We start from the raw sequence: 21,009 nt of genomic DNA on the forward strand, positions 1-21,009 counted from the left end.
AGGTTCGCATACATGGTTCATCCGATCAGGCCGCGCAGGGCTTCGGGGGTGGTGGGGTTCTCCACGAACTTGGTGATGGCAGCCCACCAACGTTGCTCGCTCCAAAGCTCCAGGCGGGTGGGTGCGCCCACCACCACGGCTTCGTTGGTATCCTCGAGGCCGGCAAACTTGCGCAAGGGCGGAGGAATGGTCACCCTCGAGGCGTTGTCCATCTGGGTTTTATGAGCCCCCGAATATAAAAAGCGCACCAGCTCCTGGGCTTCCCGGTCGATGAGTGGAACGTTCTGCAGCTGGCGCTCGATATTGCTCCAGGCCAGCAGGGGGTACATGTACAAGCAGCCCTCGAGGCCCCGGGTGATCACCACCCCATCCTCGATAAACGAGCGGAAGGATTGGGGTATTACCACCCTACCCTTGTCATCGAGGCTATACTGGTACTCACCGAAGGGCATTCCGCTTTCTCCCGCGCTGTTTCGACTGTTGGGCCCATCTCCCCACGAGCGCTTCCCACCGGAGGTGCTGTTCTAGACCGTAATGTACCACGCAATCCCCACTTTTTACCACCACCTCCCACTTGTCTCCCACTTTTTCCCACCTTCGATGTGCAAAATGGGCGGGATTCCCACCCGGCACATCTCGCCGAGGCCATGGCCTGCAGATGCTGTTCTGGATAATAAAAATGCTATGATCCAGCCACACAAATGTATTGCTACGAGTGTTACGCGCCACGCTAAATGTCACCAGTGGAAGAACCGGAATGAAGCGGAATGAAGCGGAAAAATGCCGTATGGAACTGCAAAAAAGTGAGATCGAGGTGGAAGCGCCTGAAAACTGGGGCGCGCCATGCTAAATGTCACTAACGCCCATTTTGCGCCACGCTAAATGTCAAAACGAAACGCGCTATTTTTCACTATGTGGGTATTATGAAAACAATGAGTACAATAAATTTAGCAAAAAACAGAAATGAGAGTCACTAATACAAAAATAAAAAATCAAACGAAGCAGCCCAACACACTAGAATAATGCGATAAACGTGGCAAAAATAAATAAAATAGCATTGCGTGTACTAAGTATATAATGTAGTGCTAGCCACTCCGCCATTTTGTACTAAGTCAAGAAAATTTCTCATAAAGCCACTCCGCCAAAATAGACTAAGTCAAATAAAACCAAATGGCGGAGTGGAAAAAACAACGTCCAGCAGCCTAAAAAGTTATAACCTTATTACTTAAAACGCCACTCCGCCATGACGGAGTGGGTGAAACATACAAAAATAAGCTAAAAAACCTGTGTGCAACAGATAAAAATCGTGAAACATAATTTTCCACTCCGCCAAAAGTGAGCAATGCTACATTGGCGGAGTGGGTGAAACATCAAAAAGTTGCTGTTTTTGCGATAACAAAAGCAACCCGGCGTGAAACATATTGCGTAAAAGTAACCAAAGCCACAGTGAAATAGCTGCACTCATAAATAGGCCAAAACTATCATGAGATTCTAATACGATAAAGGGCAATTATGAGAGAAAAAGATTAAGATTTGACCCCCACCCGGGTCAGGGTGGGGGTTTGAGGTAGCGCTTCTCGAGCCACAGCGCCCGGCGCACCTGGCTGCGCAGCTCGTCTATGTCCTGGCTGGCTGGCTGGTGCAACCAGTATTCGACCAGGGCGGCGTACTGCTCGAGGGGACTCGGGGCCTCATCTACGATCAGCCCCTGATCGGAAAACCCAGCTTCTCCATGACGGCCTCGACCACCTCGGTGGCATAGCCCGGCTTGTCGGAAAGCAGGGCCTCCCACTCGGCCCGCTGCGCGGGCTCGATGATGGCCAGGGTGAAAAACGCGGTGGCCTGGGTGGGGCTTTTGCGGGTGCGGGCCACCAGGGCGTCGATCTGGGCGGTGGTGGGTTTCTGGAAGGCAAACTTCCTGCCCTCCGGGGTCTCAAAAACGTGATAGGCGTTGGATTTGTCGGCCATTTATCTCACTCCACCAGGGCGTCCTGGTCGTTGGACTTCAGGCTCAGGTACTGGAAGCTCAGGGTAACGGTCAGTTCGTCGCCGTCTTCTTCGATGTTGTCGAAGCTGCGCTCGGTAAAGATGCAGTCCTGCAGTACGTCGGTCTTGGGGTTCCCATCCCCCTTGTCGTAGCTGACCACGATCTCGAAGGGGTCGATGTTGTACAGGCCCTTCTGCTGGATTTCGGAATCCTCCAGCATGCGGTCGTACTCCTCCCGCAGCAAGACCACCTGCCCATCCTTGCCGCTGTAGCGCTTCAGGCGGTATCCGCGCGGGCGCAATCCCTTGCCGTACACCTTTTCGGCCCCTCGCTCGTCGCCGTAACTGATGGACTTCACATCCACCAGGGTGCGGCCCTTCAGGTTGAGGGTGATGTGTTCCCAGTCGTAGTATCTGCCGTTAATCACGATTCACCTCCTAGGCCGCCAGAAAGGGGTTCTCGAAGCCGATGTCCAGGGTGATCTCCCGCAGATAGCCCAGCGGGACGATGCGCACCTGCACCCGCAGGGACGAGCTGGCCAGGATGTCCTGGCCGGGGGGAATGATGACCCGGCCCCGCACGATCTCGCCCTTGCTCTGCATGATGCGCAAGGGGGTATTGGCGCGGGCCACCAGGGTAGCCAGGGAGGCATTGAGATCGAGCGGATCCACCCCCTGCTGCACGAAATCGAGCAGGGCCTGGCGCACCTGGGTGGTGGCCTTGTTCATCACCCGCCGGTTGGGCACGATCTTGTAGTCGCTGGTGGGGGCGGCGGCCATTCGGTCGTCCACCACGAACCAGCCGTCCCGGCCAATCAACTTATAGATGGTGGTGAAGCCAGCATTGTCCAGGGCCAGGGCGTGGGCGTTGTTGAAGCTGGTGGCCTTGCCGTACTGGCCCGTGGTGAAGGGTGCGGGCACCACCAGCCCCGCCAGGGGGCCCTGCTGCACCCAGGAGGTTTTGATGTGCACGGGGTTGCGGCTGCTGCGGGCAGCGATCCGCGAGGCCAGACTCTGCACCTCGAGGCGACCGCTCAGGGTATCCACCACCTCGCCCCAGGCGGCCACGATCTGCACATGCTTGGAGGCGAAGCTGGCCTTTTCCGCCAGCCGGGCGTTGACCCAGGCATCTGCATCGCTGCCCGGAGGAACGGTTTCGGCCACGAAGTAGATGTAACGGAATTGGTTTTCCGCCTCCAGGGCCAGCGCATCCAGGGCCGCCCACATGGCGGCGTCGCTGGGCTGGGCCAGCTGGATGTACTCGTAGAGCAGGGCCGAGCCGAGCGCGGCCCGGATGGCGGTCTGGGCCGCCGATACGCTACACCTGGGCGCTGTCACCGCAAACTTGTAAACATCGCCCAGCACGTAGCTGCCCGCCGCGAAGTTGAGGCTCAGGCCGGTGCCGGGGATGACGTAGGTGGCCGCGGTGGCGATCTCCAGGCTGAGGCTGTCGCCCCCGTCCAGGCTGTACACGAACGCCGATGTGCCCAGTGCCCCGGCGCGGGTGATCCGCACCTGCAAATCGTAGGCATCCAGCGGGCTGCCCGTGATGGTGACCGCAGGGCTGGCGGGGTTGCCCGCGTCGGGGGTCACGGTGCCAGCCACATCCGCGCTGGCCCGCACCGCGTAGACCTGGCCCCCGCCATAGGCGAGCTGGTCGGCCACCGCCCGCGCCAGCGGGCCCGTGCCCAGGGTGGAGGGCACCGCGCCCAGGTCGGAAAGGCCAATCACCTGGTTGAGGGGCCCCGCGCTGGAAACCCCCACCACCACCCGAGCCCCATCCCCGGACGGGGCCACTGCGCCCAGGCCGCCATCCTGAATAATCGGATAAACACCCGGCAGGCTCATCTACTTCCTCCATCGGTGGGGCCTTTCAAAAAGCGCTCCACCGCCTTCAAAAACACCTCTTCTTTGACCCGAAACCCGATGGGCCAGCGCTCGCGCACCCGCACACCGGCCAGGGCCCAGGCCTCCACGCCGTGCTGAGCTGCCAGCTCCTCCACCGTGGGCAGCTCCAGCGGTTCTTTATCCTTCTCACTCGCCACTTGCGCCTCCTTCAATTTCGCGCTCGATCTCGACCGTGATCGGGGTCCAGGCGTTGTCGCGGTAGATGCCGATTTCGACCGGGATCTCGAGCCAGATACCGTTCTGGGCAATGAGCACCCCCTCCTCGTCCTGGTAGCTGAAGCGGATGCGCTCCGCCGGAACCTTGAAGCGCACCCCCGCGCTGTCCACCAGGGTGTGATCGAACAGCCAGGTCAGAAAGCCCTGGAGAATCTGGTTTAGCTCCGGCTCGTTGCGGGCGTACAGCTCACAGCGCATATTGGCCCCGCCCAGCCACAGCCAGCGGCGGGAGCGCACAGGGGTCTGCTCTACCGACAGCCGTTTGCCGGCCCGGTTTAGCTCGCCCTGCAGCGGGTAGAGCCAGGCCGACAGGTCTGTGGGATACGCCTCCCCCCGATTTCGCTGTTCCTGACGGATATACCGCTCCGGCAGCCCGGTGGAGACCAGGCCGCGGGTCAGGTGCTGGCGAACCAGGCTAACCACCCAGGGCCTCCTTCAGGATGCGCTCGATCTCAGCCTCATCCGCTTTCGAGATGCCCAGGTAGGGGCGGGCCGGAATGCGCACCCCGCGCCCGCGGCCCGCCAGACCGCCGAACTGGTGGATGGCGGCGTAGACCAGGTTGGTGCCGACGGCCACTTTGCTGCCGTCCCGCCTGGCGGTGATGGAGTTGCGCAGGCGGCCCGATTGAATCAGGATTTTTCGCTTCTCCATTCGCTCCAGTGCCTGCTTTCGCAGCCCACCAGACTTCTTGAAATCTTTTTTGCGCGGGGCCACGGTGGCCGCAGCCAGGGGCTCCCAGGGCCGCCCATCGGGGCCCTTCTGCTCGTTGAAGCGCTGGATGGTGGAGGAGACCAGGGCCTCCCCCACGCTGGCCGCCGCGCGATCCAGCCGGGTAGCGGCCAGTTTGCGCAGCGCGCGGTTGAGTCGGGTTACATCCCCCACGATCCGCACGCCCATCAGAAGTCCTCCAGTTTCTCGCGGGAAAATACCCGCCTGGCCGCGCGTATGCGGGGCAGTACCCCCTGGGGCACCGCAGGCCCGTCGGAGCCGCTGAAGGTCAGGCTGGTTTTGCCCAGGGCCAGGTCGCGCAGCCAGCGCAGGGCGTCCTCGTAGTTCTGGCGGATGGTCTCGTCGGCGGTGCCGGGACGGATGCCCCGGCGGGAAAAGAGCTTGTACTTGACCACGTCCATCGCTTTATCGCGCAGCACATCCGGGATTTCCGGCAGGGGCAGGGTGTAGCGCTGGGCCACGTAGGAGTTGACCTCGGCCACCGCCTTGCGGATGTCCTCCTGGATGCGGGCCTCTGCGGCGGGGGTGATGGCCTTCTCATTCTCGTCGTCCACGAGATAGATCAGCACATCCTCCGCCAGGTTGGCCCGTACATCCGCGATGGTGAACATGGTCTAACCTCTTAATTAAGCGCCGGTGCTGCCGTAGGCCAGCTGCCAGAAGGCGTACCCGGCATTTTTACGGTCATCGAATCCGTAGACGTACTCCTTGCGCTTGAAGACGTTCTCGTCGGTGGGGCGATCCAGCGCGGTGAATCGCGGCTCCTGCCGCACCTGCAGGATCAGGGGCTTGACCGCCCGGCTGGTCTCGAGCAGGAACCAGTAGGCCGAAGCAGCGCCCGACAGCTCGGGCACCACCAGCAACCTCGCCTTCTGGTAGTTGGGGTTTTCCCCGCCACCGGAGAGGGTGCGCAGCGCCACGATGCTCTCGGCGGTGGCCCGCAGGTCGGGCCCCACCACCAGCAGCGGGGCCCGCTCGCCGGTGCCCATGAACAGGCGCATGGGCCGCCCGGCGGCGTTGGGAATCTTCTGCATCTGGGCCAGGGCGGCCTCGAAGTTGGCCGCGGTCAGGGGCACGTTGCCCCGGTTGCTGACGGTCTGCTTGCCCACCTTGTGGTCGGTGGCGAAGAAGGTCTTGCCGTCGTAGCAGGTCTGGGTGAAGCCGGCCTTGAGCACATCGAATACCAGCTGATCGCGGTGATAGGCCACCTCCTCGCCCAGCATGCGGAACATGGGGGTGTACACACCCAGGTTGTCGTCCTCGATGTCGTTTTGTTTGACCGCTACGGTCAGCTCGAAGTCTCGGTTCTTGATGGTGTAGCTGGACTCGCTCAGGTTTTTGACGTCCCGTTCGTCCAGCCATTCCTTCATTCCTGGAACGTCCGCCAGCCAGCCATAGGTGTTGGCGCTGGTGTTGCTGGGCGCCTGCATGGCGATCTGGTTCCATTGCAGATCGACCTGGGCGAGGGCCTCATAGGCCAGCGCGCGGAAGCTGCGACGCAGGCTGGCAAGGTTGGCATCAGTGATGATCACGCACTACCTCCATTAGCGGGTATCCACCCAGACCCCATCGGGTTCAATATCCACAACGCGGCCTGCCCGGGATTTGGTGTTGCTACCGTTGGTGCGGCAAACAGTCTGGTCGTCGGTGATGAAGCAATCGGCCCAGAGGTCGGCCTGGGTGATGGCGTCGGCAGAGTCGTTATCGAACTTAAACACGCCGCGACGCACCAGCACGCTGACCGCGCCGTTGGCCCCGCCCGTGTTGTCCGCGGTTTCCTCTGCGCGGCCTACTACCCGCAGGTTTAGGGCGGTGCGGCCAGGGGCGGCGTAGCCCGCATCCACCACGACCAGGGTGCCCTGGAAAATCTTGGTGTTAGCCTTTACTGGGATCAGAAATAAATCCCCTTCACGCATGAAGGTGTCGCGCGGGGTGGTAGCAGCAGGCATTACTCATCACCTCCGTATTTAAGTAGAGCTTCCTTAGAAACGCCCACCAGCTGCGCAACGGCCAGATCGTTGTCGCTCAGCGCGGCGCGCTCCTGCTTCTGGGCAGGCTGCAACTGCGGTAGCTGGGTGGGCACGCGGGGGGGCAGGGCTTCCAGGGCCATGCGGGTGGCCTCGAAGTCGCTGGCGGCCAGGCGCAGGAATAACTCACGCTGGTCGGGCAGGATGCGCCCGTCCTCCAGCGCGGCCTCCACCAGGGCCTGGATGCGCTGCTGCTCGCGTTGACGGGCCTCCTGCTCCAACTGTTGGCGCAGGCGGCTGACCTCGTCGAGCACCTGCTCGTTGGCGGCCAACCGGATGACCCGGGCCCGCAGCTCGGGGGTCACGGTGGCGTCGCTGAGGCCGAGCGATTGCACCAGTAGATCGCCCAGCTGGGCTCGGGCTTGCAGAGCCTCCAGCGCGGCGCGCACCTGCTCCTCCCCGGCATCCGGGGGGAGTCCTACCATCTGTCTTAACCAGTCCATTTTTTCCTCCATACCGATCCGGCGTTGCCACTGCGTGCCGGGGCGGTTTGTTAGTGCATGCGAGTGGTAGCCGACGACGTGCCCGTCCTCGGTGTGGAGCAGCACCGGGGAGATGAAGGCGAAGGCCCCCTTCATCACATCCGCCGCCCCTTCCGGGGTCCACTCAACCAGGCCATACACATAACCCTCTTCGACCACCACATCCTGAATAAAGCCAGCGGCTGGGGCTTTGTCCCGCTTGCCAGCCTCCACATCCAGCGTGGCGTGGTGCCAGTCGAGCACCCAGGGCCGGCCATTCTGGCGCAGCTGCTCCCGCACTGCCGCCAGACTGGCCTCATCGAACACAAACCGGCGGCCATTGCCGAAAAACTCACCGAACGGATGCAGCGGAATCCGATTAGGGACGCCACCGTCCTGCAAGGATATCTGCGAAGTGACGCCGGAAGAGGTCAGGGTGTGCAAACTGAACCTCCCAGGGGAGCCGCTCGAACAACTCCAAAGGCAAACCCGTTTTCAACCGCCAATAGCTGCGGTTTTCTAATCGTGCGGTCTGTGGCGAAAGCGGCCATGCGTCAGGATGCGGCTGGGGTGCTGGTCTGAGGGCCAGAGCTTTATAGGGAGCAGGGTCTACCCCCGCCTCAAAAACGGTTTTAGAGGCAAGGAGTGAAAACAATCACAAACTATGAGCAAGGTTGCCCAGATTGCCCTCCAGGCCGTGCGGCGGGAGCTGCCCGGCTTCCCCACCAGCGCGGGCTGGTGCGTGGCGTTCGCCTTTGAGGCCATCGCCCGGGCCTACCAGACCAACCGCTGGCTGCTCTACAGCCGCCTCCTGGACTCGGTGCGGGCCGACCCCGACCGCAGCCGCTGGGCGGTGGCGGTGGAGCGGGCCATAGACCGGCTCGACTGGGATGTGTCCGCCGTGGATCGAGACCCGGCCAAAACCGCCGACCGGGCGGCCCTCCTCAAAATCATCAAGCCCGGCGACCTGCTATTCAGCAGCGCGCCCTTCGACGAGGCGCCCCGCTCTTCCCGCACCGCCCCAGACCGCGAGGGGCACATCGGCATATACCTGGGCGAGGTGGAAGGGGTGCCCAGCGTGGCGGAAAACACCCGCGCCGAGCGGGGCCGCTGGTGGGGGCGCAAAACCGCCCTCCGGCTCACCCCGCTGCAGCAGTGGGACGCCGTCACGACCCTGGGCCGGATTCCGGCCCGGTGGAAGCCGTGAGCGTCACCGGCTCCTTCCGCAAGCTGGATCGGCTGATCCGCTTCGCCGACAGGCTGCGCCAGCCCCAGTTCGCGGCGGGATTGGTGAAGAACCTGGGCCAGGCCGCGCTGAACCAGATTGACGAGTCCTTCGCGGGCCAGAAAGACCCCTGGGATCGGCCCTGGAAGCCCAGCGCCCGGGCCGAGGCCACCGGCGGCCAGACCCTGCGCAAATCCGCCCGGCTGCAGCGCTCCATGACCTCACAGTCGGCCCTCAAGACCGACCCCCAGGGCTTCGAGATTGGCACCAACGTGCGCTATGCGGCCACCCACCAGTACGGCGCCACCATCACCCCCAAGCGCAAGCAAACCCTGCGCTTCCGGGTGGGCAAGGACTGGGTGCAGGCCCGGCGGGTGGAGATTCCGGCCCGCCCTTTCATCCCAGAGCCCGAGCTTTCGCCCCGCTGGGAGCAGGCGCTGGAGGAGGCGGCCCGGGCCTACCTGGAAAAGGAGATTCGATGAACCGAACCGAACTGATCGAGCACATCCACGCGCAGACCGGCCTGAGCAAGAAGCAGGCCCAGGCGGCCCTGAAGGCTGCCCTGACGGCCATCGAATACGCCCTGGCGGACGGCAAGGAGGTGCAGCTCACCGGCTTTGGCACCTTCGTGACCGCCCGCCGTGCGGCCCGCAAGGGCACCCGGCCCGGCAGCGGGGAGGCGATTCAGATCCCCGCCAAGACGGTGGTGCGCTTCCGTCCCGGCAAATACCTGCGGGAGGCGGTGAGCTAGGTTGACCCAGGCCCTGTTCGAGCGGCTCAAGGCCGAGCTGCCCCGGCAGGTGAAGCTCGAGCTGGGTCCCGAGGCCCTGAACCAGCTCGAGGCCCCCCTCAAGCTGGTGCTGGTGCCGGGCCAGGACACCTTCACCGCGCCGGATGGCCGGGCTATCTCGAGCGAGGCCCTGGCCCAGGAGCCACCCCCCGAGCCCAAACCCAAACCCCCCTACACCCGGCTGGCCGGCTATACCCTGCACATCTGGGGCAAGGACTACGCCACCGTGGAGGGCATCCTTTCCGACTGCGTGGCGGCGCTGCGGCGCATCTGCGGAAGCGCCCTGGAGCTCTTCCCCAGCGGCTGGGACGAGGACGAGACCGGCCAGGCGGCGGCCCTGCCCGCCGACAAGCGCCGCTATCAGCTCCGCTTCCGGGTGTTCCTGGAGGTGGGGGCGGCAGAGCCGGGGGTGTATGTGAGGCTCGAGCGGGCCCTGCTCGACCAGACCGAGGTGCTCCCCTAGGAGGAAACACATGGCGAAAAACGACACGACTGCGGAACTCCGCAAACTGCAAACCGTAGAGGAGCTGGCCGCCGAAGCCGGCACCCCGGACTGGCTGCTGGCGGCAGCCCGGGCCAAGCACCGCTGGGTGGTGGGCCAGGAGCTGACCAAGGCGGCCTTTGAGCGGGGTATTGCCGAGGCGGCGAATGAGCCCATCGGAGGTGCGCGATGACCGGCCTGCCCCGGGTAGAGGTCAAACCCCAGGACTTTGGCATCGGCTCGGTGCCGGGTAGCGGGGAGGGAGTACACGTCAAAATTGGGGTGGCCACGGTATTGGCCCCAAATACCCTGGTGACCGTGACCAGCCCCCAGGGCGCCAAGGAACAGGTGGGTGGCAAGCTGGCCGAGGCCGCCGCCCTGGCCTTTGGCGAGGGCACCCAGGCGGTGATCTGCCTGGCTGCCAATCCCAGCGTGGCCGGGGTCGCCGGGGCCGTCACCAAGACCGGCACCGGCACCGCCACGCTGACCCTGACCGGCAGCACCCCCCGCGACGATTACAAGCTCCGGGTGCGCATCACGCGGGCGGCGGCCAACCTCGCAGCGGCCCAGGCCGCTTTCGAATACAGCCTGGATGACGGCAACACCTACAGCCCGGAGACCGCCGTGCCGGTCTCGGGGGTCTACATCATCCCGGACACCGGCCTGACCCTGACCTGGACCGACGGCACCTTCGTGGTGGGGGATACCTACACCGCCACCTGCACCGCCCCCGGCTACACCCTGACCGACCTGATCAACGCCCTGAACGTGCTGTTTGCCCGCACCGAGCTGTCGTATCGGTTCATCCACGTGGTGGGGGCGGCCACCCCCACGGTGGCCGCGGGCGTCAACACCGCCCTGGAAACCCGGGCCAACGACGCCAACAACCCCCGCTTCATTCACGCGATTCTGGACACCGCCGACGACACCGACGCCAACCTGATTGCTGCGTTTGCCAGCTTCACCAGCGTGCGGGTGGGGGCCGGGGGGCGCTACGCGGATGTGGTCAGCCCCATCACCGGCCTGGTGATGAAGCGGCCCTCGGCCTGGGTCATTGCGGGCCGCTACAGCGGGCGACCGGTGGAGGAGCACCCAGGGCGCTACGCCTCTGGGGCGCTCAAAACGGTGGCCAAGCTGCACGGGGACGAATCGGTCACCCCGGCGCTGGACGCGGCTCGCTTCGCCACCTTGCGCACCATCCAGGGCGGCTTCTACATCACCCGGGGCCGGCTGTTCGCCCCGCCCGGCAGCGACTACGAGCAGGTGCAGCTCCGCGAGGTGATGGACGTGGCCTGCGAGACGGCCTACCGGGCCTGGCTGCGCTGGCTCAACGAGCAGATCCAGGTCTCGGCCCAGACCGGGCGGATCCTGGAGCGGGAGGCCCTGCGCATCGAGGCCTACGTGCAGGGGCTGGTTCGCACTGCCTTGCGCGGCAAGGTCTCGATTGACGAGACCACCGACCAGCCGGCGGTATATGTGCGCATTGACCGGGCCGAAAACATCCTCAGCACCAAGACCATCCCCTACGACATCAGCATCGTCCCGCTGGGCTACGCCGAGCGGATCACCGGCAAGGTGCGGTTCTTCAACCCGCAACTGCAGCCGGTAGCGGCCTAGGAGGTGGCGCGTGGCGATTACCGTACGCAACGGCAAGGTCTACGACAACTCCAGCATCCAGCTCGACCTGGACGGGGAGCGCATCCCGGTGAACGTCGAGCTGGAATACAACACCGGCGAGGTTTCGGAGGAGTACATCTACGCCGGGGGCAAGCCGGTGGGCCGCACCCCCGGCCAGATGGCCCCGGCGGATGTGACCATCAAGATGCCGGTGGATCAGTGGCACCAGTTCCGCGCCAAGTTGGGGGCCAAGTACAAGCGCAAATCCTTCAACGCGGTGGTCACCTTCGTGGACGCCGAGGAGAACGTCATTATCGACAAGCTCAACGACCTGCGCATCCTGAACGACGCCCTCTCGGCCACCCCGGGCGCGGAGGCCCTAATGGCCGAGCTGACCTGCAAGGCGCTGGACGTGGTGCCCGGCGACCTGGCCACTTTCTGATATTGCTTTGAGCCGGCCCTGCCCCTGGCGGGGCCGGAACCTTTTTGAGGCATAACATGGGAAAGCCCGAAATTTTGACGGACGACCTCGAGGGCCTTTTGCCCCCCACCACCCTTGCCACGCTGATTGAATCGCACGGCGACCGCCTGTTTGCCCTGGTGCGCCAGGGCCGTGCGCTGGTTTTTCGTCCTCTATCCAAGGGCGAATACCGCCTCATGCGGGCCGACCTGGACAAGGCCGCCAGCGGGCAGAAGCTGGCCCTGGATACCTACGCCATCGGCGAGAAATACGCCAAGGCGACCCTGGTATTCCCCGACAAAGCCGAGTTTGAGCAGATGTTGGAGGACTACCCCGGCCTGGCCGACGTTATCAGCCAGGACTTGGCGGCCATCGCCCAGATGGCCGAGACGGAGTTTCTTCAAAAAATCCGCCGACTTGCTGAATGAGGCCCTGAAGCACCGCGACCGGCCCCTGTTTGCGGGCCAGCTTTTGCTGGCCTACCGGCAGGGGCAGGACAGCCCTGAGGCCCTAGCCGGGGCTGCACTGGAGGCGGCGGTGCTCCTGAGCCACTTTGAGGAGAAACCATGAGGCGCCTGACCTGGTACTTTGGCCTGCGCAACAACTTTGTGACCCAGTCGCGGGCCATGTCGGCGGGCCTGGGCCGCATCCGCACCCAACTGCAGGGCTCCGGACGGGACAGCGCAGCGGCGGCGCGGGCCATCGCCAATAGCTTCGGGATTTCCACCGCTGCCGCCCGCCGCCTGGTGGGGGCCCTATCGGCGGTGGGGGCGGCCAGCCGCCACCTGGGCAGCATCCGTACACAGGCCCAGAATGCTTATAAATCCCTGAGCGGCCTGATTGGCCGCCTGACCAGCCTGCCCAACCTGCTCATCGCCGGGGCCGCCGGGCTGGCCACCAAGAGCGTGTTTGACGCCCTGGGCTTCAAGGAGCAGCAGCTCATCAGCCTGCGGGTGATGCTGCGGCCCCAGTTCGGCGCAGAGGCCGGGCGCATGGCCAAGGAAACCTATGCCATGCTGGCCCGGTTTGCGGCCCAGACGCCCTTCGAGACCCAGGAGGTGCTGGCCGGCGGCAAGCAACTGCTGGCCGCCGGGGTGAATGTCAAGAACCTGCAAGGGCTGCTTAAGGACGCCGGCGACCTGGCCTCGGCGATGGGGGTGCGGCTGGAGGACGCCATCAGTCCCCTGACCCGGCTGCGCTCGGGCAACTTCGGCGAGGCCTTCGAGCGGCTGCGGGAGCTGGGCATCAGCCGGGAGCTGCTGGAGGCCCAGGGGCTCAGGTTCGACAAGAGCGGGAGCTACGTGGGCACGGTCAACAAGGCCATGCTGGCGGTGCGCCAGATCATCCAGAAGCGCTTCGGCGGGCTGATGGAGGAGCAGAGCACCAGCATCTTCGGCCTGATCTCCACGCTCAAGAGCCGCCCCTTCGAGCTCTTCAGCCAGATGGACGTGGGCGACGGCGGGCCGCTCAAGCCCTTCAAGCAAATGCTCGGCAACCTGGCCGCCCTGACCGACTTCAGCCAGGGTCCCGGCGCCGCCATCGCCCGCCGCTTCCAGGCCAGCCTGGCCCGGCTGATGCAGGCGGTGTTCGGGCCGCTGGCCAGCGCCACCGAGCCGAAAAAGGCGGGGGAGGCCATCCTGGGCTTCCTCGACCGGGCCGCCCTGCTGGCGCAGAAAGCCCGGCAGTATTTCCCGGTGGCCCTGGGGTATGCGCGGCAGTTTTGGGCGGGGGTTCAGGCCGGGCTGGGGACGTTGCAGGGGGTATGGAAGGCGCTGGAGCCGGGCCTGGCCCTGTTGGGCCAGCTCGCCAAAGGCTTCGCGGCCAATCAGGCCGGCCTGACCGGAACCAACGCCGGGGGGCTGGCCCTGGTGGGCACCCTCCTGGTGCTCACCACCGGATTCCGCCTGCTCAACACCCTGACCTTCGGCCTGGCCGGCACCCTACTGCGCCTGGGCTTGGTCTGGGTAGCTACCGCAGCCCGCATGGCAGGCGGCTGGCTGCTGGCGATGGGGCCGGTGGGCTGGGTGATCGCGTTGGTAGGGGGCCTGGTGGCCGCCGTGGTGGTGGCCTATAAGCGGCTGGGCTGGTTCCGCGACGGCGTGAATGGGGTGTGGCAGGCCATTATCACCAAGGGCGGGGAGCTGATTGTCTGGGCTAAAGGGTTGCCCGAGACCATCCGCAGCGCCCTGGCCAACCTGCCGGGGCTGATGCTGGAGATTGGCCGCAACGCCATTACCGGCCTGTGGAACGGCCTCAAGGCCGCGCCCGGCAAAATCTGGGAGGCAGCCAAGGGGCTGGCTGTGCAGGCAGTAGGCGGGGCCCGGGAGGGCCTCGAGGTGCGCTCCCCCAGCCGGGCCCTGGCCCGCATCGGGGAGCAGGGCGGGTTGGGCCTGCAGCGCGGCCTGCTGGCCATGCGCGGGGCAGTGGCCAGCACGGGCCTGGCCCTGGCCACGGCGGCCATCCCGGCGGCGCCCCAGATGCCGGTAGCGGCCATCGCAGCGGGCGCAGGGGCTACGGCTAACCCCACCCGCGAGGTGCATGTTCACATCGGCCACATCGTGCTGCAGCAAGCCCAGACCCCCGGCGAGGCCAAGGCCCTGGTGGTGGAGGCCATCCTGGAGGCCCTCGAGCGGGCCGCCATCGAGGAGGGTGCCTGATGGAGCGCGACCAGATCGTATTTGTGGGGCCAGGCGGCCAGCGTTTCGCCATCAAGCCCTCGGCCCGGGGCCAGGACGAGATTCAGGGTGTGGTGCAGGTATCGGTGCGCCGCACCCTGAAGGAAGAAACCACCGAGATTCCCAAGAAAGGGGTGGAATACACCTACCTCGGCTATGACTACGCCGAGGTCACGGTGGAGATCCGGGTCTGGAAGGAGAGCGAGTTCACCAAGCTCCAGCGGCTGATCCAGCTCTTCCGCCCCAAAGCCAAGGAGCAGAAGGCCCCCGACGTGTACCAGCCGGTGCACCCCACCCTGCGCCGGCACGGCATCACCCACCTGTACATCTTCGGCCTCGAGGAGCCGCCCTACGACCCGGTGAAGGGCTGGACGGCTACCCTGCAGATGCGGGAGTGGCGGCCCAGCTACAAGAAGGTAAAAACCGAAGCCACGCAGGTGGGCAAGAAGAGCGGCAGCACCGACACCGGCGGGGCTGACCGGGACGGCACCCCCACCACCCAGCAGCGGGCCCAGGCCAACCCGCCCAGCGCCCGTGGGGTGCGACCATGAGCTACCTAACCGCCAACGGTATCCCGGTCAGCAGCGGCGTTGTTACAATCCCCCGCATAGGCCGGCCGCTGGCCGAGCTGCGGCTGGGGGAGGAGGTGCCACTGGCCCCCGGGGAGGCGGTAATCCTGCGCTTCGAGGACGGCACCACCTACCGCACCACCGCGCGGCGCGGCGGCCCCAGCGCAGGTATAACCGAGGTGTTTTTGGTCGGCGGCTACGATGGGCTATCCAAAATCCTGCCCCCTAAGGATTACGAAGGCGTGCCGGCCTCACTGGTGGTGCGGGATCTGCTAACCGAAGCAGGGGAGCAGCCGGGGGAACTGGATCTGCCCACCGTATTCGTGCGCTGGGCTCGTCGCGGCGGTACTGCCGCAGAGGCCCTGAAAGCCGTCATGGCGCGCCTGCCCGACCGAGCCTGGCGGGTGCTGCCCGACGGCACGACCTGGGCCGGGGCCGAGCCCTGGCCGCAGGGGCCCGAGGGGGCGGTGGTCTCCGAGGCCGCCCCCCAGCGGGGCTGGTTTTCACTATTACCGACGCCCGCGCTCCGGCCCGGAGTCGTGCTCAAGGGCCTCTGGGACGGCCAGGTGCGGGAGTTGGGCCGGGTGGAGCGGGTGATTCACCAGATTGGGGCCAAGCTGCGCACCGCCATCTATATAGGTTAAGGAGGGTAGATGCAAGAACGACTGACCAACGCCATCAAACAACTGGCTCGCCCGGCGCACCTCGACTACCTGGCCCTGTACCCCGGCAGCATCCTTAAAGACTACGAGGACATGCACGTGGATGTGCAGGTAGACGATCCCCGCCTGGGCGCCCTGACCCGGGTGCCGATCTGGACGGGGCTGCCCGGGGTAACCGTAAAGGTCGCCCCCGGGGCGCGGGTGCTGGTGGGCTTCCACCAGGGCGATCCCGAGCTGCGCTACTGCGACCTGTGGCGGGGCGAGGGGCTCCGGGAACTGCGGCTCACCGCCAGCATCAAGGTGACAGTGGATGCGCCCCTGGTGGAGCTTGGAGGAGTGGGGGGCTCTAATGTGCTGCTCCAGGGCCAGCCGCTGACATTTGTTTTCAGCACCACCCCGGTTGCAAATGTGCCCACCACCGGCACCGTGCAATCTGGCGGCTCCAGCAAAGTGAAAGGGGTGCAGTAATGGCGGATTTTGGCACCGATCTATCGGCATTTCCCGATCTATCCTGGACGATCAAACGCGGACTGGATAATCTGGCCGAGGCGGCGGCCCGCTGCCTCATTACCCCGCCCGGGAGCCTGTTTTATGCCCCCGAGTACCGGCTTGACCTCAAGCAGTTCCTGAACCGGGAAATCACCCCCGAGACGCTATTTGAGATCGAGGTGCGGGCAACAAATGCCCTCGAGGCTGACCCCCGCATCCTGAGCGCCGAAGTGACCGCCAGCCAGCCGCAGTGGAACCAGCTCGACCTGGATATCGTGCTGCAAACCGAGGAAGGCCCCTTCAGCCTGGTGGTGCGGGTCAGCGATCTGAGCGTGGAGGTGCTGCGTGCCTAACCTGAACCAACTGCTGCAGCCCCGCAGCCGCGACCAGGTGCTGGCCGCGCTGATTGCCTTCCTGCAGGCCAAGGGCTACCCCCCCACCGACTGGGTAGAAGGAAGCATCCAGCGAACTCTGGTGGAGTTGCAGGCTGCCGGGATTGCCGACCTCGAGGCCCTCCGCCTGGAAATCGCCAAAGGCGGGTTTCTCGACACCGCAACCGGGGATTACCTGGATTTGCTGGGCCAGAGCGCCTATGCCCTGACCCGCAAGCAGGCCACCTTCGCCCGGCAGACCTTCCGCCTTACCGCCCAGGCGGGGTTTGGCCCCTACAGCATCCAGCCCGGTCAGCTATGGGCGGGCAATGCCGCCGGGTTGCGCTTCAACAACCTGAACGGCGGCACCCTCCCCCTGGGCGGCACGCTGGATCTGGAGTTTCGGGCCGAGAGCCCGGGCGCGGCCTACAACCTGCCCATCGGCTCCGGCACCGTCATGTTCACGCCGCTCCCAGGAGTGACCATCGTGAACACGGGGGTGCTGGAGGCCGCCATTGACAAAGAGAGCGACGCCGCCTACCGCGAGCGTTGCCGGCTGCGCTGGGGGGAGCTGGGCTATGGCGCTACCCGCGCTGCATATGAAAGCTGGGCCCTATCCAGCACGCCGTCAATTACCAAGGTGCGGGTGCTAGATAACAACCCCCGCGGCCAGGGCACGGTGGACGTGGTGGTGTGGGGGGAGGGGGGCCTGGGGCCGGGGGCTGTGGCGGCTGCGGATGCCTACATCCAGCAGCGCAAGCCCCTGACCGCCAATGTGCAGGTGTACGCCGCCACCCAGGTAAACATCGCCATAACCGCCACCATCCGCCTACGGGCCGGCTTCCTCACCGAGGTGCAGGCCGAGGTAACTTCCCGACTGGCTGCCTTCCAGCAAAGCCTTGCTATTGGGACAATGGTTTACCGCTCGGCGCTGATTGAGGCGCTATTCGTGACCAATGTCCTCGATGTAGTGCTAACCGCCCCCTCTGCCGACCAGACCCTGACCCCCACCCAGGTGGCCAGCTTTACGCTGAGCGCCACCTATCAGGAGATTTAGATGCCGGGCCAGGAGATTGATTTAGTCCCAGTCCAGCTCTACGAGGACTGGCTGCCCGAGCTGGCCCCACCCTGGCTGCAAAAAGACCGTGGTTGGGCGCTCCTGGCCGGCTGGGGTCGTGCGCTGGACGAGTACAGCTCTTTGGTTGCTACCGGCTTATTGGCCCGCTGGGCGCAGTTGGCGCCGGAGGATGCGCTCAACCGCCTCGGCGCTGAGCGTGGGCTAACGCGGTATCCGGGGGAGAGCCTCGAGGCCTGGCGCACGCGGGTGCTCGGGGCCTGGGAATTTTGGCAATGGGCCGGCACCGAGTACGGGCTTTCCGTGGCCCTGTCGCAGCTTGGGTATGCCTCCGCGATTGTGCCCGTTTGGACCTACGACACCACGCGGTGGAGTGAGTTCAACGTATACCTGTACCCAAATACCCGGAGCTACGATGGCACCCCGGAGGAGCGGGCCCGCATCCTGGCCATCATCAACAAAATCAAACCCGCCCACACGAGGCTTGCGGCGGCCTACTATGTTGGATATGGCCCGATCACCTGGAACCCTTCGGGCCTGACCTGGGATCCCTCAGGCCAGGTGTGGGAGGCGCCCCCTATCCAACTGTGGCCAGAGCAAGCCTTTTACCCAAACCCGACCGGATTACGAACCTTTTACGTATCCCCGGCGGGCAGCAACAGCAATCCCGGTACTCAGTCCCAGCCCTGGCAAACCATTACCTACGCTATTAGCCAGTTGGTTGCGGGGGATGTGTTGCGGGTTATGGACGGGGTTTATAACGAGTATGTCCACATCAACCGAAGCGGTACTCCGGCCAACCGGATTGTGGTAATGTCCCACAACAAATGGGGCGCCAAGATCAACGCGGCAGGAAATAACTATGGCATCACGTTCGGGGGCAGCTATATCGATGTGATTGGGTTTGAGGTATACGGAGCAGCAAGGGTGGGGATAATGTCCTGGACGTATAACCCGGCCAACGTGTACCAGAGCAACCGGGTGCTCTGGTGCTATGTGCACGATATCATCCCGCCCTGCGACTCGGATGGCGGCGCAGGGATTGTGTTTTCCACCTACTCGGAAAACTGCGAGGCGGCCTACAACGTGGTGCGGGATATTGGGGATTATGCCGCCGGGCACTGCACCTGGATTCATGGCATCTACGCCCAGGGGCAGGGGGCCATCATCCGAGGCAACTTCGTGCAGCGCGTGCGGGGGTACGGCTTGGATAACTGGCACAGGCCGAAGAATGGGTACATCATCAACAACACCGTGGTGAACTGCCGGTATGGAGGCCTCTCGCTCGGTACCGATGTGGATGGGCACACGGTGGATGGATACCTAATTGCCAACAACATCTTTGCCCTCAACGGCAGCTACGGGGTGCAGGAGGTGGCCCAGACCGGGGTCAACCAATTTTTGAATAACCTCAACTGGGGCAACCCCACCAACTGGGCGCTGGCAACCAGCACCCATCAAAACAGCCTCAACGCCGATCCAAAGTTCGTAGACTATCAGGCCGGCGGCAACGGCAACTATCGCCTGCTCCAAAGCAGCCCGGCCATCAACGCAGGGGCGCTGGTGAGCCAGCTCCCCGAATACGATCTGGATGGATTGCCCAGGCTGCGCGGGGCGCCCGACATTGGCGCCTACGAACTACAGGAGGCCTAAATGCCAAAAACACTCAACCCCACCAACGCTTTTCCTACCAGCATCCCAAACTTCCCACAGGCCGGGAACAACGAGCCGGTGGCCATCGGCCCACTGGAAGCCGCCATCCAGGCGGTGCTCGACCGCACGGAAAATCTGCACCAATCTCGCCTGGTCGTCGAAGGGGCCGGCATCAAGCGCATCCAGCGCCTGGGGTCTCTTTCGGCCCTGGCTGCAGCGACCGGGTTCAATGATGGCGATACGGTGGATGTGGAAGGATACGGGCGTTACCGGTTATACAATCCATCGGCTCTCGGTGTCGACGGACTGTGGGTGCTAAACGCTGCTGGAGGGGGGCGGTGGGTACACACACTGAATGGGTTACGAGGAGATACTCGGGGACTCGTAACCAAAAATTACCAAACCCACTCCGGCTGCATAGGAGGAAGTAGCAATATAGTGCTGGCGCCGCAAACGAACAGATCAGTGTATGGGCTGCCAATAGCACTCCAAAACCAGAGGATCCTATTACGCCGAGTTCAGACCAGCAGTGCGAACGGTGGCAAGATAATCGTAAATAGCGTGAACGCGTGGATTGCTCCCGCGTCCACAGGCGATTGGGTTGTAAACCACGAGTTGTCCCCCCCGTCTACCGCGCTAAGGACTTTGATAGTATCGTTTTTCAACGATAGCACCGAACAAAATGCTGTACTAACTCCAGAAACGAGCTGGCGTATCGAGATTGAAATAACATAGGAGGCCACATGCCTACAGAACGGGGAAAGCTGACCGCCTTTCCCACCATCCATCGTGGTGTGTTGGGTTACGCCTACCGGGTGGTGTTCACCCGCAGCTACCGCGCCCCCAACGGCGAGCGGATTCCGGCGAACTTCAACGGCCTCGAGGCCCGCCTGACCATCTACCCGGCCAACAAGCAGGGCCCCCCGCTCCTGGACGTGAGCACCACCCCGGCCAACTCCAACCTGTATTTCACCCTGAACGGGCCGGATCGGGTGGCACTGACCTGGTTCATGCCCCACACCGAGGTGGCGGCCCTGACCTGGAAGCAGGGTTGGGGTGAGCTGGCCCTGATTGAAGGGGCCCACCGCTGGAAGTGGCTGGAAGGGAAGGTGGTGGTGGGTGATTGAGGTTATAGAGGTTAGGGAGCACTACGAGACCACGCTCGAGACCACTCAGATCGAGGTGGTGGAGCTGGGCGTGGATGTGCAGACGGTGCTAGCGTACCCCGAAGTGGAGCTGGTGGAGCAGGGCATCATCGTGGTGCAGACGGGGGAAGCAGGGGGCATAGCCCCAGTGCTCCGCACCTTCACCTCTGGTGTCCCCTCGCCCATGCTGCTGCACACGGTGCAGGCACCAACCCTCCTGGCCGGTGCAGAGCTCGATGTTCGCACCCCCTTCAACGGGGCAGGCGCCCAGCTATCCATCGGCCAGCCCGGCCAGCCGGGCCGGTTCATGTCGGCAAGCGAGAATGACCCCGCCTTTGCCGCCCAGTACGAGGTATTCCCAAACCTCGAGCTGGCCCCCGGTGAAGGCATTTACCTATTCATCACCCCCGGAGCGGGCACCACCCAGGGCGCGGGCGTGGTGATTCTCAACCTGGTCCCGCTATAGGAG

At 64.3% G+C, this 21,009-nt stretch carries 30 protein-coding genes; 19 read left to right on the forward strand and 11 right to left on the reverse strand.

Annotation, left to right across the window (positions count from 1 at the left end; genetic code table 11):
- Positions 1 to 17: 17 nt before the first annotated feature.
- The 11 genes from mraZ to MTAI_RS05090 all read right to left on the reverse strand — a co-directional run bounded on the left by mraZ (position 18) and on the right by MTAI_RS05090 (position 7,772).
- Positions 18 to 452, reverse strand: coding sequence for a division/cell wall cluster transcriptional repressor MraZ (mraZ, locus tag MTAI_RS05040; RefSeq protein WP_024050297.1), 435 nt, complete (start codon positions 450 to 452; stop codon positions 18 to 20).
- 1,249 nt (positions 453 to 1,701) lie between these two features.
- Positions 1,702 to 1,968 (reverse strand): DUF6848 family protein, encoded by a 267-nt coding sequence (locus MTAI_RS05045; RefSeq protein ID WP_027877655.1) that lies wholly within the window; start codon positions 1,966 to 1,968, stop codon positions 1,702 to 1,704.
- 5 nt (positions 1,969 to 1,973) lie between these two features.
- On the reverse strand, positions 1,974 to 2,414 hold the full coding sequence (locus tag MTAI_RS05050) for a hypothetical protein (protein ID WP_027877654.1): 441 nt from the start codon (positions 2,412 to 2,414) through the stop codon (positions 1,974 to 1,976).
- Positions 2,415 to 2,424: 10 nt separating this feature from the next.
- Positions 2,425 to 3,834 (reverse strand): DUF2586 family protein, encoded by a 1,410-nt coding sequence (locus tag MTAI_RS05055; protein WP_187388601.1) that lies wholly within the window; start codon positions 3,832 to 3,834, stop codon positions 2,425 to 2,427.
- A complete protein-coding gene (locus MTAI_RS05060) occupies positions 3,831 to 4,031 on the reverse strand; it encodes a hypothetical protein (RefSeq protein WP_043982033.1) in 201 nt (66 codons plus the stop codon). The genes MTAI_RS05055 and MTAI_RS05060 overlap by 4 nt, the downstream gene beginning before the upstream one ends.
- Positions 4,021 to 4,533: a hypothetical protein gene (locus MTAI_RS05065; protein WP_043982031.1), complete on the reverse strand. Its 513-nt coding sequence runs from the start codon at positions 4,531 to 4,533 to the stop codon at positions 4,021 to 4,023. Before MTAI_RS05065 ends, MTAI_RS05060 begins: the two co-directional genes overlap by 11 nt.
- Positions 4,526 to 5,008 carry a phage virion morphogenesis protein gene (locus MTAI_RS05070; RefSeq protein ID WP_187388602.1) on the reverse strand — a complete coding sequence of 161 codons (483 nt, stop codon included), beginning with the start codon at positions 5,006 to 5,008 and terminating at the stop codon, positions 4,526 to 4,528. Before MTAI_RS05070 ends, MTAI_RS05065 begins: the two co-directional genes overlap by 8 nt.
- Complete coding sequence (locus MTAI_RS05075; protein WP_187388603.1) at positions 5,008 to 5,451, reverse strand: gp436 family protein; 444 nt, start codon at positions 5,449 to 5,451, stop codon at positions 5,008 to 5,010. The genes MTAI_RS05070 and MTAI_RS05075 overlap by 1 nt, the downstream gene beginning before the upstream one ends.
- Positions 5,452 to 5,466: 15 nt before the next feature.
- Entirely contained in the window at positions 5,467 to 6,372 is a 906-nt protein-coding gene (locus MTAI_RS05080) for a Mu-like prophage major head subunit gpT family protein (RefSeq protein ID WP_187388604.1), read from the reverse strand.
- A gap of 12 nt (positions 6,373 to 6,384) precedes the next feature.
- Positions 6,385 to 6,789 carry a hypothetical protein gene (locus MTAI_RS05085; RefSeq protein ID WP_119340514.1) on the reverse strand — a complete coding sequence of 135 codons (405 nt, stop codon included), beginning with the start codon at positions 6,787 to 6,789 and terminating at the stop codon, positions 6,385 to 6,387.
- Entirely contained in the window at positions 6,789 to 7,772 is a 984-nt protein-coding gene (locus tag MTAI_RS05090; protein ID WP_119340515.1) for a phage protease, read from the reverse strand. Before MTAI_RS05090 ends, MTAI_RS05085 begins: the two co-directional genes overlap by 1 nt.
- A gap of 220 nt (positions 7,773 to 7,992) precedes the next feature.
- Between MTAI_RS05090 and MTAI_RS05095 the strand changes: the two genes are divergently transcribed.
- Genes MTAI_RS05095 through MTAI_RS05185 form a run of 19 tightly spaced genes read left to right on the forward strand, consistent with a single transcriptional unit; the run spans position 7,993 to position 21,006 of the window.
- Positions 7,993 to 8,535 carry a hypothetical protein gene (locus MTAI_RS05095; protein ID WP_027887317.1) on the forward strand — a complete coding sequence of 181 codons (543 nt, stop codon included), beginning with the start codon at positions 7,993 to 7,995 and terminating at the stop codon, positions 8,533 to 8,535.
- Positions 8,532 to 9,035: a phage virion morphogenesis family protein gene (locus tag MTAI_RS05100; RefSeq protein ID WP_027887318.1), complete on the forward strand. Its 504-nt coding sequence runs from the start codon at positions 8,532 to 8,534 to the stop codon at positions 9,033 to 9,035. The genes MTAI_RS05095 and MTAI_RS05100 overlap by 4 nt, the downstream gene beginning before the upstream one ends.
- Positions 9,032 to 9,304, forward strand: a complete 273-nt coding sequence (locus MTAI_RS05105) for an HU family DNA-binding protein (protein ID WP_027887319.1) — start codon at positions 9,032 to 9,034, stop codon at positions 9,302 to 9,304. The genes MTAI_RS05100 and MTAI_RS05105 overlap by 4 nt, the downstream gene beginning before the upstream one ends.
- Position 9,305: 1 nt before the next feature.
- Positions 9,306 to 9,806: a hypothetical protein gene (locus MTAI_RS05110; protein ID WP_027887320.1), complete on the forward strand. Its 501-nt coding sequence runs from the start codon at positions 9,306 to 9,308 to the stop codon at positions 9,804 to 9,806.
- 10 nt (positions 9,807 to 9,816) lie between these two features.
- A complete protein-coding gene (locus MTAI_RS05115) occupies positions 9,817 to 10,017 on the forward strand; it encodes a hypothetical protein (RefSeq protein ID WP_027887321.1) in 201 nt (66 codons plus the stop codon).
- Entirely contained in the window at positions 10,014 to 11,441 is a 1,428-nt protein-coding gene (locus tag MTAI_RS05120) for a DUF2586 family protein (protein WP_027887322.1), read from the forward strand. The genes MTAI_RS05115 and MTAI_RS05120 overlap by 4 nt, the downstream gene beginning before the upstream one ends.
- A gap of 10 nt (positions 11,442 to 11,451) precedes the next feature.
- Positions 11,452 to 11,883 carry a hypothetical protein gene (locus tag MTAI_RS05125; RefSeq protein ID WP_027887323.1) on the forward strand — a complete coding sequence of 144 codons (432 nt, stop codon included), beginning with the start codon at positions 11,452 to 11,454 and terminating at the stop codon, positions 11,881 to 11,883.
- Positions 11,884 to 11,939: 56 nt separating this feature from the next.
- Positions 11,940 to 12,329 carry a hypothetical protein gene (locus MTAI_RS05130; RefSeq protein ID WP_027887324.1) on the forward strand — a complete coding sequence of 130 codons (390 nt, stop codon included), beginning with the start codon at positions 11,940 to 11,942 and terminating at the stop codon, positions 12,327 to 12,329.
- Positions 12,319 to 12,471: a hypothetical protein gene (locus MTAI_RS05135; RefSeq protein WP_155915719.1), complete on the forward strand. Its 153-nt coding sequence runs from the start codon at positions 12,319 to 12,321 to the stop codon at positions 12,469 to 12,471. The genes MTAI_RS05130 and MTAI_RS05135 overlap by 11 nt, the downstream gene beginning before the upstream one ends.
- Positions 12,468 to 14,558 carry a tape measure protein gene (locus MTAI_RS05140; RefSeq protein ID WP_027887325.1) on the forward strand — a complete coding sequence of 697 codons (2,091 nt, stop codon included), beginning with the start codon at positions 12,468 to 12,470 and terminating at the stop codon, positions 14,556 to 14,558. Before MTAI_RS05135 ends, MTAI_RS05140 begins: the two co-directional genes overlap by 4 nt.
- Positions 14,558 to 15,127 carry a hypothetical protein gene (locus MTAI_RS05145; RefSeq protein ID WP_027887326.1) on the forward strand — a complete coding sequence of 190 codons (570 nt, stop codon included), beginning with the start codon at positions 14,558 to 14,560 and terminating at the stop codon, positions 15,125 to 15,127. Before MTAI_RS05140 ends, MTAI_RS05145 begins: the two co-directional genes overlap by 1 nt.
- Complete coding sequence (locus tag MTAI_RS05150; RefSeq protein WP_027887327.1) at positions 15,124 to 15,789, forward strand: hypothetical protein; 666 nt, start codon at positions 15,124 to 15,126, stop codon at positions 15,787 to 15,789. The genes MTAI_RS05145 and MTAI_RS05150 overlap by 4 nt, the downstream gene beginning before the upstream one ends.
- A 9-nt stretch (positions 15,790 to 15,798) precedes the next feature.
- Positions 15,799 to 16,275, forward strand: coding sequence for a hypothetical protein (locus MTAI_RS05155; RefSeq protein WP_027887328.1), 477 nt, complete (start codon positions 15,799 to 15,801; stop codon positions 16,273 to 16,275).
- Complete coding sequence (locus MTAI_RS05160; protein ID WP_027887329.1) at positions 16,275 to 16,649, forward strand: hypothetical protein; 375 nt, start codon at positions 16,275 to 16,277, stop codon at positions 16,647 to 16,649. Before MTAI_RS05155 ends, MTAI_RS05160 begins: the two co-directional genes overlap by 1 nt.
- Positions 16,642 to 17,724 carry a baseplate J/gp47 family protein gene (locus tag MTAI_RS05165; RefSeq protein ID WP_027887330.1) on the forward strand — a complete coding sequence of 361 codons (1,083 nt, stop codon included), beginning with the start codon at positions 16,642 to 16,644 and terminating at the stop codon, positions 17,722 to 17,724. The genes MTAI_RS05160 and MTAI_RS05165 overlap by 8 nt, the downstream gene beginning before the upstream one ends.
- Positions 17,725 to 19,395 (forward strand): choice-of-anchor Q domain-containing protein, encoded by a 1,671-nt coding sequence (locus tag MTAI_RS05170; protein WP_162147913.1) that lies wholly within the window; start codon positions 17,725 to 17,727, stop codon positions 19,393 to 19,395.
- Positions 19,396 to 20,130, forward strand: coding sequence for a hypothetical protein (locus MTAI_RS05175; RefSeq protein WP_187388605.1), 735 nt, complete (start codon positions 19,396 to 19,398; stop codon positions 20,128 to 20,130).
- Positions 20,131 to 20,138: 8 nt separating this feature from the next.
- Positions 20,139 to 20,522 (forward strand): hypothetical protein, encoded by a 384-nt coding sequence (locus tag MTAI_RS05180; protein ID WP_027887331.1) that lies wholly within the window; start codon positions 20,139 to 20,141, stop codon positions 20,520 to 20,522.
- Complete coding sequence (locus MTAI_RS05185; protein ID WP_027887332.1) at positions 20,515 to 21,006, forward strand: hypothetical protein; 492 nt, start codon at positions 20,515 to 20,517, stop codon at positions 21,004 to 21,006. Before MTAI_RS05180 ends, MTAI_RS05185 begins: the two co-directional genes overlap by 8 nt.
- Positions 21,007 to 21,009 lie beyond the last annotated feature (3 nt).

This window comes from Meiothermus taiwanensis WR-220, from assembly GCF_003568585.1.
In the GTDB taxonomy this organism is placed as follows: Bacteria; Deinococcota; Deinococci; order Deinococcales; family Thermaceae; genus Meiothermus; species Meiothermus taiwanensis.